The 14,987-nt window shown below is 56.5% G+C and carries 14 protein-coding genes and 1 tRNA gene; 6 read left to right on the top strand and 9 right to left on the bottom strand.

The annotated features are described in order from the left end of the window. Positions 1–3: 3 nt before the first annotated feature. Together AACY36_RS20000 and AACY36_RS19995 are read left to right on the top strand one after the other, a co-directional pair. Complete coding sequence (locus AACY36_RS20000) at positions 4–954, top strand: alpha-E domain-containing protein (RefSeq protein WP_065873938.1); 951 nt, start codon at positions 4–6, stop codon at positions 952–954. After that, positions 951–1,754: a transglutaminase family protein gene (locus AACY36_RS19995; RefSeq protein ID WP_339418865.1), complete on the top strand. Its 804-nt coding sequence runs from the start codon at positions 951–953 to the stop codon at positions 1,752–1,754. The genes AACY36_RS20000 and AACY36_RS19995 overlap by 4 nt, the downstream gene beginning before the upstream one ends. 30 nt (positions 1,755–1,784) lie before the next feature. Here the strand turns inward: AACY36_RS19995 and AACY36_RS19990 are convergent, their stop codons facing one another. Beyond that, the gene (locus AACY36_RS19990; RefSeq protein WP_339418895.1) at positions 1,785–2,585 is read right to left on the bottom strand and encodes a c-type cytochrome; all 801 of its coding nucleotides are present in this window, start codon (positions 2,583–2,585) and stop codon (positions 1,785–1,787) included. 647 nt (positions 2,586–3,232) lie between these two features. Here AACY36_RS19990 and AACY36_RS19985 point away from each other — a divergent pair. The 3 genes from AACY36_RS19985 to AACY36_RS19975 all read left to right on the top strand — a co-directional run bounded on the left by AACY36_RS19985 (position 3,233) and on the right by AACY36_RS19975 (position 7,410). Continuing rightward, positions 3,233–4,438, top strand: coding sequence for an acetyl-CoA C-acetyltransferase (locus AACY36_RS19985; RefSeq protein WP_339418863.1), 1,206 nt, complete (start codon positions 3,233–3,235; stop codon positions 4,436–4,438). 16 nt (positions 4,439–4,454) lie between these two features. Beyond that, positions 4,455–6,602: a 3-hydroxyacyl-CoA dehydrogenase NAD-binding domain-containing protein gene (locus AACY36_RS19980; protein ID WP_339418861.1), complete on the top strand. Its 2,148-nt coding sequence runs from the start codon at positions 4,455–4,457 to the stop codon at positions 6,600–6,602. A gap of 82 nt (positions 6,603–6,684) precedes the next feature. Next, complete coding sequence (locus AACY36_RS19975; RefSeq protein ID WP_339418859.1) at positions 6,685–7,410, top strand: amidotransferase; 726 nt, start codon at positions 6,685–6,687, stop codon at positions 7,408–7,410. On the opposite strand, the gene AACY36_RS19970 is transcribed toward AACY36_RS19975, so the two are convergent. The 3 genes from AACY36_RS19970 to AACY36_RS19960 form a co-directional block, all read right to left on the bottom strand. After that, positions 7,407–8,378: a magnesium and cobalt transport protein CorA gene (locus AACY36_RS19970; RefSeq protein ID WP_339418857.1), complete on the bottom strand. Its 972-nt coding sequence runs from the start codon at positions 8,376–8,378 to the stop codon at positions 7,407–7,409. The two genes, AACY36_RS19975 and AACY36_RS19970, sit on opposite strands and share 4 nt — an antisense overlap. A gap of 127 nt (positions 8,379–8,505) precedes the next feature. Then, positions 8,506–9,228, bottom strand: coding sequence for a 1-acylglycerol-3-phosphate O-acyltransferase (locus AACY36_RS19965; RefSeq protein ID WP_065873932.1), 723 nt, complete (start codon positions 9,226–9,228; stop codon positions 8,506–8,508). Positions 9,229–9,440: 212 nt separating this feature from the next. Next, complete coding sequence (locus AACY36_RS19960) at positions 9,441–10,133, bottom strand: crotonase/enoyl-CoA hydratase family protein (protein ID WP_339418856.1); 693 nt, start codon at positions 10,131–10,133, stop codon at positions 9,441–9,443. Positions 10,134–10,469: 336 nt separating this feature from the next. On the opposite strand from AACY36_RS19960, the gene AACY36_RS19955 reads away from it, so the two are divergent. Further along, positions 10,470–10,559, top strand: a tRNA-Ser gene (locus AACY36_RS19955). Positions 10,560–11,144: 585 nt separating this feature from the next. On the opposite strand, the gene AACY36_RS19950 is transcribed toward AACY36_RS19955, so the two are convergent. The 5 genes from AACY36_RS19950 to AACY36_RS19930 all read right to left on the bottom strand — a co-directional run bounded on the left by AACY36_RS19950 (position 11,145) and on the right by AACY36_RS19930 (position 14,987). Beyond that, positions 11,145–11,873, bottom strand: coding sequence for a hypothetical protein (locus AACY36_RS19950; protein ID WP_339497487.1), 729 nt, complete (start codon positions 11,871–11,873; stop codon positions 11,145–11,147). Positions 11,874–11,920: 47 nt separating this feature from the next. After that, positions 11,921–12,748: a DUF7946 domain-containing protein gene (locus AACY36_RS19945; protein ID WP_339497485.1), complete on the bottom strand. Its 828-nt coding sequence runs from the start codon at positions 12,746–12,748 to the stop codon at positions 11,921–11,923. 200 nt (positions 12,749–12,948) lie between these two features. After that, a complete protein-coding gene (locus AACY36_RS19940; protein WP_339497483.1) occupies positions 12,949–14,112 on the bottom strand; it encodes an Arm DNA-binding domain-containing protein in 1,164 nt (387 codons plus the stop codon). 266 nt (positions 14,113–14,378) lie between these two features. After that, the gene (locus tag AACY36_RS19935; protein WP_339497481.1) at positions 14,379–14,627 is read right to left on the bottom strand and encodes a hypothetical protein; all 249 of its coding nucleotides are present in this window, start codon (positions 14,625–14,627) and stop codon (positions 14,379–14,381) included. A gap of 66 nt (positions 14,628–14,693) precedes the next feature. After that, positions 14,694–14,987, bottom strand: a complete 294-nt coding sequence (locus AACY36_RS19930) for a hypothetical protein (protein WP_339497480.1) — start codon at positions 14,985–14,987, stop codon at positions 14,694–14,696.

The following is a 14,987-nucleotide window of genomic DNA, read 5'->3' as shown; positions in this document are numbered from 1 at the left end:
GCCATGTTGAGTAGAACTGCCTCGGATTTGTACTGGATGTCGCGCTACCTGGAACGCGCGGAAAACCTCGCGCGCATGCTTGATGTCAGCTATTCGCTGTCGCTGATGCCGCAAGATGGGCGCGGTGATGGCCTGCATGAACTGGCCATGCCGCTGTTGATCACCGGCACCCTGGAGGATTACCACGCGCGCCACGGCGAGTTGCACGCCGAACGCCTGTTGCACTTTTTTGCCCTGGACGCGGCGAACCCGGCCAGCATCTACAGCTGTCTCGGCGCAGCGCGGGCCAGCGCCCATGCGGTGCGTGGGCGAATTACCGCCGACATGTGGGAAAACATCAACGCTACCTGGCTTGATATTCGTGACATCGCTCAGCAGGGCTTGAGCCGCTATGGCATGAGCCGGTTCTGTGAGTGGGTCAAGGAACGGTCCCACCTGTTCCGTGGTGCCACCTACGGCACCATCATGCGCAACGATGCGTTCCGGTTCATTCGCCTGGGCACCTTTATCGAACGTGCCGATAACACCCTGCGCCTGCTGGACGCCCGCTATGAAATGGCCGGCGACCAGGCCGAAGCCGTCAGCGATGGCACGGCCCACGCCTACTATCAATGGAGCGCTTTGCTGCGCGCCTTGTCGTCGTTCGAGGCCTACACCGAGATTTACCGTGATGCCCCCGGCGCCCGGCAGGTCGCGGAGTTACTGCTGCTACGCGCCGATGTACCGCGTTCATTACGCGCCTGCAGCGAAGAAATTGACCAGATCCTCGCCAGCCTGCCCGGCCTCAATGGCCGACCGGCCCAGCGCCTGGCCGCCGAGATGGACGCGCGCCTGCGCTTTACCGCCATCGATGAAATCCTCGAGGAAGGCCTGCACGCCTGGCTGACCGACTTCATTCCCTTGGTTCGCCAGTTGGGCGACGCCATCTACAGTTCCTACCTGGAGGCCGCATGAGACTCTCCATCAGCCACGAAACCACCTACCACTACGAAGACCAAGTGCGCGCCAGCATCCAGTACCTGCGTCTTACACCTCACGACAGCGAGCGCCAGCGCGTACTCAGTTGGGCGCTCGACCTGCCGCGTCCGGTGCGCGCCCAGGTGGACCCGTTCGGCAACATCCTGCACGTGCTGACCCTGGATGAACCGCACGACGCCATCATCATCGGCGCCCGCGGCCAGGTGGATATCGACGAGTTGCGCGAGGCCGAACATGAGAGCCAGTCGGCGTTCCCGTTCCTGCGTTGCACCCGTCTGACCGAGCCTGATGACGCCCTGCGCGGCTTTGCCCACCAGCACTGCCATCAACGCCGCGACCGTACAGCGCTGATTGATTTGATGCATGCGCTTAACCAGTCGATGGTCTACACGCCTGGCGCGACCGACGTCGACACCTGCGCCGCCCAGGCCTTCGCTGGCCGTGCAGGCGTGTGCCAGGACCACACCCATGCGTTCCTGGCGTGTGCGCGTAGCCTTGGGATCCCTGCGCGCTATGTGTCGGGGTATTTGTACACTGAGGACAGTACGCACCTGGCCAGCCACGCCTGGGCCGAAGCCTGGCTGGATGACGCGTGGTACAGCTTTGATGTGACCAACCAACTGGCCCGGCCGGAGCGGCATTTGAAACTGGCGGTGGGGTTGGATTACCTCGATGCTTGCCCGGTACGCGGCATGCGCCGGGGCGGTGGGCATGAGCAGATGCATGCCAAGGTGTTTGTGGCGCCGACGCCGGTGATTTCAGTCCAGCAGCAATAACGGATGGTAGTGAGCGGGCAAGCCCGCTCACTACCATTTACGCCCCGCCATATGCTTCAAATACCTCACCAGCAAATCCAGCTCACCGTCCGGCAACACACTGGCCGCAAATGCTGGCATTTTCGCCTGCGGCCAATGCCGCAAACTCTGTGGGTCGCGGATATAGCGCTTGAGGAAATCACCGCCAAAATACTCGGTGGGGTTATAGGGAATATTCAAGTCCGGCCCCACCTGCGCGTCACCGGCACCGTTGAGGCGATGACAGGCCAGGCAATTCTTCTGGAACAGCGCAAAGCCCTGATTGATCGGGTCATTGGCCGCCAGTTTCGGGTCGGGCAACAACGCCGGAAAGCGCTCCGCCACGGTCTTCAATTGTTTGATCCCTGAGATCTGGAACGGCCACTGCTCAGGGCTGATATGCCCGGCTTGCGGATCGGTCCACACCAGGTAGAACGGCCCGGCACTCGGTTTGCCTTCCGTCAATGCAGGCCACGGTTGAGCGGGATCTTCCACCGCCAGCCAGGCACGTGCGCCCTGTTTTTCCAGCAGCGGTGCGGCCGTGAGCTCGGCGGCGAAACCATCCAAGGCAACAGCCTGCAGGTGGCTCTCAGGTTTCAGTCCCGGTAAGAGCAAGGCCAGCGGCACTGCCCGATAAGTCATAGTGCGCTTGTAGGAAACGTCATCAACGATCTGCACCGTTTGCGCGTGCGGATGCTTGAGCAAGTCGGCGGTCTGCCAGGTCTTGCTGCTGTGGTCGAGCTCGATGGTCAGTTGCGCCGCCGAAGCGGGCAGGCCGATCAGCAAGGCGAATAGAGCGAAGATGGCTTTCAAGAGGGAGGCCCGGTGTGCAGTGGCGAGGGTGCTCACGATACCGGAAATCCATACATAAAAAGGCAGCCCCTGCAGGACCGCTATGCGCAATGTCCCGGCAGGTGCTGCCAAAAGCGGCAAACCCGGTGCTGTGTAGGCGCGGAATGTGAGTGTTGAGGCGTCACCCAATAACCTTGGTCAAGTTGGGCAAGATCAGGATCAGTGTGGTGGCGAATAGAATAAGTCCCGCCTGACGTACTTTCGAATGTTTGAACATGGCTGACTGCCTTTTGTTGTTATTTCTGAGCGTCAAATGCGTGCCGGTTTTATTTCAGTATGGCGAGATGACGTGTCACTTTTCTTTCAGCTGCTCCAGCAAAACCCGGCAGCAGCTTCTTACTGATTCAACCTTAGAGCCCTCGTTCTTCGTGGCTTAGACCTATTTCATATCAGCCAATCAGCAGTTCAGCTTAAATAAGCATGAGGCATAACGCCATCTTGGCGCCAATGCCTTGGCTAGACAGCTAAAACGATTAATCACGCAATTACCTTAGGTGGCTACCGTTCGTCCGAGCGTGGGGGTCAAAAGCAATGAGCGCATCCGTCATTGAAACCGTGTCAATCGGGCCTAAGGTAGAGGCATCCATGCACAGCGGTTCGAGGACGTCATGACCCAAGCTTTGATCTTTGATGCGATACGCACGCCCCGTGGCAAAGGCAAGGCGGACGGCGCCTTGCACAGCGTCAAGCCAGTGAACCTGGTGGCTGGTTTGCTCACGGCGCTGGCCCGGCGCAACGACCTCGACACCCATCAAGTGGATGATATCGTGCTCGGCTGCGTGACCCCGGTGGGCGATCAGGGCGCCGACATTGCCAAGACCGCCGCTCTGGTGGCGGATTGGGACATCAGCGTTGCCGGTGTACAAGTCAACCGCTTCTGCGCCTCAGGCCTGGAAGCGGTCAACCTGGGTGCGATGAAAGTCCGCTCCGGCTTCGAAGACTTAGTCGTGGTCGGTGGCGTCGAGTCCATGTCCCGCGTGCCCATGGGCAGTGATGGTGGCGCCTGGGTTCTGGACCCGCAAACCAATATGCACAGCCATTTCACCCCCCAGGGCATTGGCGCTGACCTGATCGCGACCCTGGAAGGGTTCACCCGAGAGGACGTCGACACCTTTGCCCTGCATTCGCAGCAGAAAGCGGCCAGGGCGCGTGCAGACGGTTCCTTCAACAAATCGCTGATCGCGGTGCAGGACCAGAACGGCATTGTGCTGCTGGACCAAGACGAATTCATCCGCGGCGATTCCACCCTCGAAGGCCTTGGCAAGCTCAAGCCGAGCTTCGAAATGATGGGGCAGATGGGCTTCGACGCCACCGCGTTGCGGGTCTACAGCCACGTCGAGCGCATCCATCATGTACATACTCCCGGCAACAGCTCCGGCATCGTCGATGGCGCCGCGCTGATGCTGATCGGCTCCGAGGCTATGAGCCGCGAGCTGGGCCTGCAACCGCGCGCGCGCATCGTCGCCACGGCGGTCACCAGCACCGACCCCACCATCATGCTCACCGGCCCCGCGCCGGCAACGCGCAAAGCGCTGGCCAAGGCCGGCTTGCGTGTCGAAGACATCGACCTGTTCGAGGTCAACGAAGCGTTTGCCGCTGTCGTGCTCAAATTCATCAAGGACATGGGCATCGACGCTGCGCGGGTCAACGTGAATGGCGGCTCGATCGCCATGGGCCACCCGCTCGGCGCCACCGGCTGCGCGATCCTCGGCACCTTGCTCGACGAGCTGGAAGTACGCCAGCAGCGCTACGGCCTGGCCACGCTGTGTGTCGGCGGTGGCATGGGCATCGCCACCATCATCGAACGCCTCTGAGCCCAAGGAATTTGTCATGACCCAAGCAATTCGTTACGAACAAGGCCTGGACGGGATCGTGGTGCTGACCCTCGACATGCCCGGCCAGAGCGCCAATACCATGAACGGCGTGTACCGCGAGGCCATGGCGGCAACGGTCGAGCGGCTGGAGGCGGAAAGGGACAGCATTGCCGGGGTGGTGATCACCTCGGCGAAGAAGACGTTTTTTGCCGGTGGCGACCTCAATGAACTGATCAAGGTCGACAAGGCCCACGCCAAGGATTTCTACAACGGTGTGTTGGTGCTGAAAGCGCAACTGCGCCGCCTGGAAAACCTCGGCAAGCCCGTGGTGGCTGCCATCAATGGCGCGGCGCTGGGGGGTGGTTGGGAGATTTGCCTGGCGTGCCACTATCGCGTCGCGCTGGATGACAAGTCAGTGCAGCTTGGCTTGCCGGAAGTCACCTTGGGCCTACTGCCGGGCGGCGGCGGGGTGGTGCGCATGGTGCGCATGCTGGGGCTGGAAAAGGCTCTGCCGTATTTGCTGGAAGGTAAAAAAGTCAGGCCACAACAGGCGCTGCAAGCCGGGTTGATCAATGAGTTGGCGGCAAACCGCGAAGAGCTGCTGGCCAAATCCCGCGCCTGGATTCTGGCCAACCCGGATGCAAAGCAGCCTTGGGACACCAAGTCTTACCAAATGCCCGGCGGCACACCGTCCAGTCCAAAAATTGCGCAGATGCTGGCAATTGCGCCGTCGATTTTGCGCAGTAAAACCAATGGCTGTTTCCCGGCTCCGGAGAAAATCCTCTGCGCCGCCGTTGAAGGTGCCCAGGTAGATTTTGACACGGCGCACCTCATCGAGACTCGCTACTTCACCGAGCTGGTGACCGGGCAAGTGGCGAAAAACATGATCGGCACCTTTTGGTTCCAGCTAAACGAGATCAACGCCGGCAGTTCACGTCCGCAGGGTTTCGCGCCTTGCGTCACCGGCAAAGTCGGTGTGCTCGGCGCTGGGATGATGGGCGCAGGCATTGCCTATGTCAGCGCCAGTGCAGGCGTCGAAGTCGTGCTCAAGGACGTCAACCTGGCGGCCGCCGAGAAGGGCAAGGCGCATTCTGCGGCGCTGCTGGACAAAAAGGTCAGCCGTGGGCAACTGAGCGTTGAGCAACGGCAAGCAATCTTGGCGCGGATTCATCCTACGGCCTCCGATACAGACCTGGCCGGCTGCGACCTGGTCATCGAAGCCGTGTTCGAAGATCGCGAACTCAAGGCTAAAGTCAGCGCCGCAGCGCAACGCGTAGTGGGTGCCGATGCGGTGATTGCTTCCAACACCTCCACCTTGCCCATCAGCGGGCTTGCTACAGCAGTGCCGGATCCAGGCAAATTCATCGGCCTGCATTTCTTCAGCCCGGTGGACAAGATGCCACTGGTGGAGATCATCAAAGGAGCGCATACCTCAGACGAAACCCTGGCCCGCGGTTTCGATTTCGTACTGCAAATCAAGAAAACCCCGATCGTGGTCAACGACAGTCGTGGTTTTTTCACCTCGCGGGTGTTCGGCACCTTTACCAACGAAGGCATCGCCATGCTTGGCGAAGGCGTGGCCGCACCGATGATCGAGACCGAAGCGCGCAAGGCCGGCATGCCGGTCGGCCCGCTGGCAGTGTCGGATGAAGTATCTCTGAGCCTGATGAGCCATATAAGGCAGCAGACGGCCAAGGATCTGCAGGCGGAAGGTAAGGCAGTGCCAGCGCATCCGGCGGCAGCGGTAATCGACCTTTTGGTCAATGAATACAAACGCGTCGGCAAGGCGGCGGTAGGCGGTTTCTATGAGTACCCCAACGGCGGGCAGAAGTACCTGTGGCCGGAGCTGAAAAGCCGCTTTGAACGGGCCGGTCAACGCATCTCGCCACAGGACGTGCGCGACCGCCTGCTGTTTATCCAGGCCATCGAAACCGTGCGGTGTGTAGAGGAGGGGGTGTTGATGTCCACGGCGGACGCTAACGTGGGGTCGATTTTCGGCATTGGTTTCGCGGCCTGGAGCGGTGGCGCCTTGCAGTTCATCAACCAATATGGGCTGAACGATTTTGTCGCCCGCGCGCGCTATCTGGCCGAGCAGTATGGCGAACGCTTCACACCGCCGGCTTTATTGCTGGAAAAAGCTGCCGAGGGTGACGTGTTCCGGTGATCAAGGGGGCTTGCCTTGAAGGGGTATTTCAAGGCAGGCTCTGGGGTGTGCATTATTCCCATCACCGTGTCAGGTATTTTTTATGTCGCTACGCGTCTGTATCCTGGAAACCGATATCCTGCGTCCAGGCTTGATCGATCAATACCAAGGGTATGGGCAGATGTTCAAGCGCCTGTTCTCCAAGCAACCTATCCCCGCCGAGTTTGTCGTGTACAACGTGGTGAATGGCGAATACCCGTCGGACGATGAAGTGTTTGACGCGTACCTGGTGACCGGCAGCAAGGCCGACGCCTTCGGCACCGACCCTTGGATCCAGACCCTCAAGACCTACCTGCTCGAGCGTTACGAGCGCGGCGACAAGCTGCTCGGTATCTGCTTCGGTCACCAGTTACTGGCACTGCTGCTCGGCGGCAAGACCGAGCGCGCCGGCCAGGGTTGGGGCATGGGCATTCACGATTACAAGCTCGACGCCAAGGCGCCGTGGATGAGCCCGGAAGTGGAAGAGCTGACGCTATTGATCAGCCACCAGGACCAAGTGACCACGCTGCCGGAAAATGCCACGGTCATCGCGTCCAGCGCGTTTTGCCCGTTCGCCGCGTACCACATCGGCGATCAAGTGCTGTGCTTCCAAGGCCACCCGGAATTTATCCACGACTATTCCCGCGAATTGCTGGAGATTCTTCAGACAACGCTGGGTGAAAAGGTCTACACAAACGGTGTCGCCAGCCTTGAGCGTGACCACCACGGCACCACGGTGGCGGAATGGATGATGCGCTTTGTGGCACACCAGCCCGAGGCCCGGGTTTAAAGCCATCCCGAACGCTTGAAGCTGGCCCACAGGCCGGTGCAACCGGTCGCAATAAACCCGAGCACCGCAAAATAGCCGTAGTGCCATTGCAGCTCGGGCATGTTCTGGAAGTTCATCCCATAAATCCCCGCCACCGCGGTGGGGAACGCCAGGATTGCCGCCCATGCGGCGAACTTGCGCTGCACCACGCTCTGGCGCGAGGCCTCCAGTAATACACCGATCTCGATGGTCTGGCTGGCGATATCGCGCAGGGTGGTGAGGTCTTCCATCTGCCGTGTCACGTGGATCTGCACGTCACGGAAATACGGGCGCATGTTCTTGTCGATAAACGGGAAACTCAGCTTCTGCAGCTCCTGGCTGATCTCCACCATCGGCGCCACGTAACGCTTGAGCCGCAGCACGTCGCGACGTAGGCCGTGGATCTTCTGGATGTCGCGTTCACTCAGCGAACTGCACAGCACGTTACGCTCCAGCTCATCGATCTCGGCATGGATCGCTTCACTCACCGGCTGGTAGTTCTCGGTGACAAAATCCAGCAGCGCATAGAGTACGAAATCTTCCCCATGCTCCAGCAACAGCGGTCGCGCCTCACAGCGTTGGCGCACAAAGCCGTAGGACGCCGAGTGACCGTTGCGTGCGGTGATGATGTAGCCATTACCGGCAAAAATATGGGTTTCGATAAACTCCAGCTTGCCGTTCTCGCGCACCGGTGAATAGGTGACGATAAACAGTGCATCGCCGAACGTTTCAAGCTTGGGGCGGCTGTGTTTTTCCAGAGCGTCTTCGATGGCCAGCTCATGCAGGTTGAACTGGCGTTGCAAGTTGGCCAGTTCCTGGGCGTTGGGTTCTTCCAGGCCGATCCATACAAAGTGACCGGGTTTGGCGGCCCAGGCGGCGCCTTCGTCGAGGGTGATATCAGACACTTTCTTACCGGCGCTGTAGACGGCGGCCGCAACAACTCTACCCATGGTGCTGATCACTTCTTATTGGGGGGACAGGTGTTGGGCAGCTTAGCTTGAATGGCGTTCCGTTGTAGCTGCCGTTGTTGTGAGCGAGCTTGCTCGCGCTGGGGTGCGAACCGCCCACGATCGTTATTCAGGCCGCCCGCAACTCGCGATCCATCCGCGCAATGCATTCATCCATCTGCGCATAACAAGCCTGCATCAACGCCGGGATGTCATCCACCGTCATGCCTGTAGTAGGAATTGGCGGCAACGAACGTATGAGCACATCACCACTGTTCCAGCGATTAAGCCGCATGTGAGTGACGTAGTTGCTGACACACACCTGCACGATCGGCACACCCGCCGCGATCGCCATATGGAACGCACCCTTCTTGAACGGCAGCAAACCGTTACCCAGGTTGCGCGTACCTTCCGGGAACACCCATATCGACGTGTCTTTATGTTGCAGCGTCTGGGTCGTGGTGAGCATCGCACGGCGCGCCTTGTGCGCATTGCCCCGGTCGATCAACACATTGCCCGCCAGCCAGAATAACTGGCCGAACAGCGGCACCCATTTCAGGCTTTTTTTGGCGATACACACCGTGCGGTACGGCACCACATTGCCAACGACAAACAAGTCATAGTTGGACTGGTGGTTTGCAATCACCACACAGGTGCCGGGCTTATTGCGCAGCGAGTCAACATCGGCTTTTACGTTCAAACGCAGAATCCACATGGCCGGCAGCGCGTAAAGGCGGGCACATAGGCGGCTGTTGTCCGGATTGAATGGCCGGCAGATACCTACCAGCACACCCAGCACACCGGCGAGCATAAAGTGCAGGCTCATCAACAACATACGCAACAGATAAAGCATCGACACGGCCTATCGAGACAAAAGGTGGCGCAGTGTACGGATGTGCACTGGATTCGGCAATTCCCCGGTAGAGGTAGGAGATAGCCGATGTTTTAGTGCATATTTCAACATCTGCCGACACTGGCAGGCTAGAGCGGCTGAAGATCGTTCGGTTTGAAGTCTAAGAAAAAGCCCGACTCAAGGTCGGGCTCTGGCGTATCAGATGTAGGGGTTTAGCTCAGGATATGCCCTTGGTCGTGGATGATTGCATCGTCCAAGGCCTCCAGCAGTTCCTTGCGCACCTTCAACTTGGTGTGCTTGTGGGCGTTCATATTAAGCTTCTTCAACTGACGCGCTGCTTCCAGCGCCGCTGCCTGCAACTCCTCCGGTGCGACCACCTTATCGAGGAAGCCAGCTTGCAGTGCACCCTGTGGGTCGAACATCTCGGCATTGATCACCGAACGGTGAAACGCCGACTTGCGTAGCCGATCCCGCGCCAACTCGATACCCGCGTGGTGCATGGTCATGCCAATCGCGACCTCGTTCAGGCCAATGCTGAACGGGCCTTCTACCCCAATCCGATAATCCGCCGACAACAGCAAAAACGCGCCCTTGGCCACCGCATGCCCAGGGCACGCCACAATTACCGGAAACGGGTGCGACAACAGACGACGCGCCAACGTCGAACCCGACGTCACCAGGCCGATTGCTTCTTTAGGGCCGGCAGTCATCACCTTCAAATCATAACCACCCGACAGAATCCCCGGCGTGCCGGTGATCACAACTACCGCCCGGTCCTTCTCCGCCTGGTCCAGCGCTTCATTAAAGGCACTGACCACAGCAGGAGAAATGGCATTCACCTTGCCGTTGCTCAAGGTCAGGGTCGCGATACCGTCTTCGAGGTGGTAGGCAATCAACTCACTCATGACGCGGTTCCTTGTAGGATTTGTTATAGAAGGCTTGTTAATAGACGTGCATGCGCAGACGTTACCCACCACGCCCGCGCCGGTAAAGCGCTGTGACTGACTGGCCAGTCAGACTTTTCCCGCACACAGGCGGCTGGAATGCCTGGGGCAGGGCTCAATGACTGCCCCAGACGCGCGCCGCTGATGCCTGAGAATGGCACAATCACCACCCCTCGCCGGATGCGTCCAGGCATAACCGGCTAACCGCATGAAAATTCTGAAAAAAACCTTTGCCATCAGAAAGGCTTTCGACTACATTAGCGCGCCTCGACAGACTGAACTGGTTTGACGAGATACGGTGAAGTGTCCGAGTGGCTTAAGGAGCACGCCTGGAAAGTGTGTATACAAGAAATTGTATCGAGAGTTCGAATCTCTCCTTCACCGCCACATTAAGTAAACACAAACCCCTGATTTTCCTAGAGAAAGTCGGGGGTTTGTGGTTTCTGGCGTCTGAAAAATGGCCATATGGGACAGATCTGGGACTGGTGGTGATGTTCCGCTTCTCGCATCACTCTCAAAATCGGCTTGTATACTCTGAAGGAATGTTTTTGAATCAGGACGGCTACGAGCGAGGTGTAGCCGTGGTCTGACCATTTCCTTAGCATCGACTGGAAGTCATCCTTATGAGTCAATTAGAAAATTTAGGCAGCACAGCTTTCTCCCGTCTCCGTGTGTTGCAGCGAATTGAGAAAATAGCCTTAGCCCAGAATGTTACGGAGTTGAGTTTCCGCTTTGGGATTACTATGGGGTACCTAAACGCAGCGGCTGAACTGAGATCGCTGGGAAAGGGGGATTGGGAGGAATTAGTTTTATCCGCAGAGAGCGCATATGACAACCACCCGTTGGCATTGGTAAGCTCTACTAGTTTAACTTGAAAGGGCAGAAAGTTCAGGCGGTGCCGCCTTTGTTGGCTCTTTGTGCTCTATGTGATTTATTCTGAGGGCGGTGGATTGGAGTTGTAGTTGTGTGTTTTTATTGTTTTTCTTTTGTGAACGAAAGTTCTTTCCCGATTTCAATTAATTGAATTCGTCCAATTTTTTTCGACTCAATACATGCAACTGCGTACTTTGAGTTGATATTTCCTAGTAGGTAACATTGCTCTGTTTTGTACTGTTCTCCTACGGCTTTTGGCAGTTTTATGTCTCCGCTTAAGATTGAGCTGCCCCAGACTTTTCCAAGATAAAGAGGAGTTATATACAGGGCGAAAAGTGCCCCGAGTAAAAAGCAAATCGCAATTTTCGCGTTGAGTTTTTTATGAATGCAGACTTGAAATACAGCGAGGGTTACTAGAGTTCCCGCAATCAAGTATAAGCTGTAGCAGATTAATTTTGAAAACTTATAGCTGTTCATCCAGTCTTTGTTTAATTCATCTGTTGGCATGTATTTTAAAAATATTAACGTGAGTGATAGAAGTAAGAAGCTTACTATTTTTGCAGTTACTAATTTTCCAGAAAAGAAAATATAGGTGCTCGCAGCACAAGTTACACCGACCATAGCTAATGGCTCAAGCCCTGCGCGGAGAATGTCCTGTGTAACAGCAAAATCAATAACCCAGCCTGCATTTAATGATTCGTACATTGACATTAGCTTCACAAAGCCGGCAATGTACGCAAATACAGAAAGTCCGACGATGGCGCTGCCAAGTTTACCAAGCCCTTCTAGGAGGTTCGTAGGCACGGGCGGTACGCTTAACGTATTCATGAAAACTCCATAAAGTACGCCAACCTTTTATGGTTGGCGCTGAACAACTAAATATCTATGTTTCCTATCCATTCGACACCGTAGACTTTGAAACGTTTCAACTCCCCTCTGCCAGTCAAGATTCTTGATGCATTTAATGAGATCTTTCCGTCCAGACCTCTGTTTCGATCATGGCTGGATTTTGTAAGAAATTCTTTCTCGGCAGGGCTTACATCTATATCCAAATCAAATGGTATAGTTCTATCTAGTTCGTCTACAAACACTCGACCATAACCACTCAGAATATTGTACTTGGTGACGTTACCAATTATTCCCTCTTCAGGCTCGCCTTCATCTCGAATAGATACGTAAGCCATGGTTGTATGATCTAACCTGATCATCTCTCCTACTCTCGGGCGCGAGATGGATATTTCTATGTTGGCCGCATTTTGGATGGGACGATGTAGTGATGCCATAGGTGACTCAAGCGCAACGCCAATTTCCCCAATAAGAGGCTCAACTCTATCTGCAAGCCGCCTTACGAACGGAGTTTCTGGAATATGTTCCCCTCCTATTGCTTCAGACCAAGTCCATTTTAAAAAATCCCAAAATGCAGGTGTGATTACGCTTGCCCCGATAAATTGGACGACAGGGTCTGTAAAGACAATTGTAACCAACTCTTCGAAGCTACCATTTTTGGGCGGATGCAAATAGACTTTGGCGCCTGCAACTCGCTCAGCTCGCTTTCGAATTTGTCCTTCATTTATAAATGCATGCGTGGTTACTGACAGCGCTCTCGCCAATCCCTGCGTTGAAACGCTTGCATCATAAATGTCTAGCAGCCCTTGATCCGCGCTTCCACCGCTGTATGAAATCTTAAAATTAAGCTCTTTCATTTACACCTCACGTCCTTGAGTTCCGGCCTTGACTGGCCGTAAGCCATCATTCTTGCTGGCGCCTAATGTAGTCAAATTAAGCTGAAAGGCATAGCGTCTATTCTGTCTATTTGCGATTAGACTGCTTTTTGCTTATTTTTGTGTTGTAAATAGGTTTCAGCCTCGCGATATTTGCTTGCCTCGATGCAGCGTCACGACATCTAGAGATTCAATGCAAGCTGCAGCATCCCTACGACATCCGGACCATCCTCATTGATCCACGTCCCATAGTGCTGGCGGATCATGTTTCCGTTGGTATGTCCCATCTGTTCGGCGATCCAGTCGATTGACGCTATCCCCGTGGTCAGTAACTGACTGGCGTACGTGTGCCGGCACTGACCAGGTCCACGATATCGGACCCCGGCCGCGAGCAAGTGAGCCTTGAAAAACCTGTCCCGCACCACGAAGTCGCTGACATGCGGCAGGCCGCTTTTTGTATTCAGGAAGACGAAGTGCAGCTTATGTTGCCGCACGGTTTTGTTGTCTCGCTCAACGATATCAACGGTTTCCGCCTTCTTTTTTCTATTCAACGCATCGATCTTCCGCAACGCATCCCATGCAGGGGCGAGCAAGCGAACCTTGCGCGTTGATCGACGGGTTTTCGTCACCCGATAAGCCCCTCGCACCTTGGACCGACGGAACGTCACCGTGCCTTGCTCCAGGTCGACATCCTCCCAGGCCAAAGCGATGGTTTCGGAAACCCGGGGGCCGGCCCATATCATGAACTGGACCATCAACAGCTCCTGCGTGCGGTTAGTGTGGGTTTCCAGGATCTGTTTGATTTCCGCCCTGGTGAACGGGTCGGGTGCCTCGGGATCTGGCAGTCGCACCATTAAACCCTCGGTCGGGTCATGCGCCACTTTCATCCTGGTGCGATAGAGCCGGAACACCTGGCGGACGTTGCTGATGATGTCGCGGATGGTCTTGTTTTTGAGCGTTTTCGACAGGGTTACCTGTATCCATTCCTGCAGGTCCAGGTGGTCGATATTTTGGATCTGTACCTTCCCCCAGCGCGGCCTTACGTGAACCTCCGCTTTGTTGGCGTAACCCCGATAGCTGGAAGCCGCGACACTGTTAGCTTTGATCTTCAGCCACAGATCCAGGTAATGGCCGAATGTGTTTTCCACCAACTTGATCGAGTTGGGAAAGTGCCGTGCGTAATCGAAGGTACCGGCCTGAATCTCGTACTCGATGATTTCAACCATGCGCTTAGCCTGGGCCACGTTGGCCGGCGTGTTGCCGCCCGGGATCGCTTCCCGACATTTCTCCCCGTTGTATTGAAAATAGATTCTCACGGACTTCCCGCGAGCTTCGACCCCACTCATGTAAACCCCTAACGCTGTGCTTGTGTATCGACAGTCTGACGATCGGAAACAAAAAGGCCCGTTTCCGGGCCAAGTATCTGGTAGCGCATCTTCTGGTGGACGCGGCTTACCGTTTAGGCTTTTGGTTGCGTAGATGGGCGTTCTGCAGCTGGCGCAGCCGGCTGCATTTCAGGTGATTGCCCTGGACGCGCCAATTGCCGCATTGGTCGCAAACGCTGGTGTAATCAATGTTCCAGGGAAAGCGCCGTGCTGGTGCTGCAGGGCTGTTAGACATTGTGTGATACGCCCCGAGTTGCAGGCTTGGCGAGCAGTTGGGCGACGATGGCGGCATCCGTTTCGCTCAGTTCGCCCAGGGTGCTGGCCATCTGGCTGAGGCTTTCGAGGCGGGTACGAGATTCAGGGGTTTTGTGCACCAGGTAGCCAATGACGGCCGCGCCGATGATCGCGGTGGCCACCAGGTGGCGTGCCGGTGTGGTAGCCTTCGCGCCGCTGCTGCTTAGGTTCTGTGCTTGCATGGTATAGCCCTCTGTTGCGGTTAGGTGTCGGGGAGCTGCAACTCCTCGACACTGCTTCTTTTAAGGTCAGTCCTTACGGGCCAGGTGGATCACCAGGCCGTCAAAATCCGGCTCATGCTCACCGCATGATTGCCACTCCAACACCCTCAAAATTTGTTGCCTGCTGCAGTCGTCCACCAGGATTTCGCGCTGGCCACCGTATGCCCGAACTTCCAGGATCTCCAACAAGCCATCTTCCCCATATGCACCGGCCTGGATGATCGGTGCGCTCTCGCCGGTGAATTCCAGGCGGTCCTGTACGGACTGCAGCTTGCTTGCTTTGCCGTCGCCGGCATTGCCCATAAACACTTGGATCTGCAT

Source organism: Pseudomonas sp. EA_15y_Pfl1_P101, assembly GCF_963970835.1.
Classification (GTDB): domain Bacteria; phylum Pseudomonadota; class Gammaproteobacteria; order Pseudomonadales; family Pseudomonadaceae; genus Aquipseudomonas; species Aquipseudomonas tritici.
This window is presented reverse-complemented; position numbering and strand designations above follow the sequence as displayed.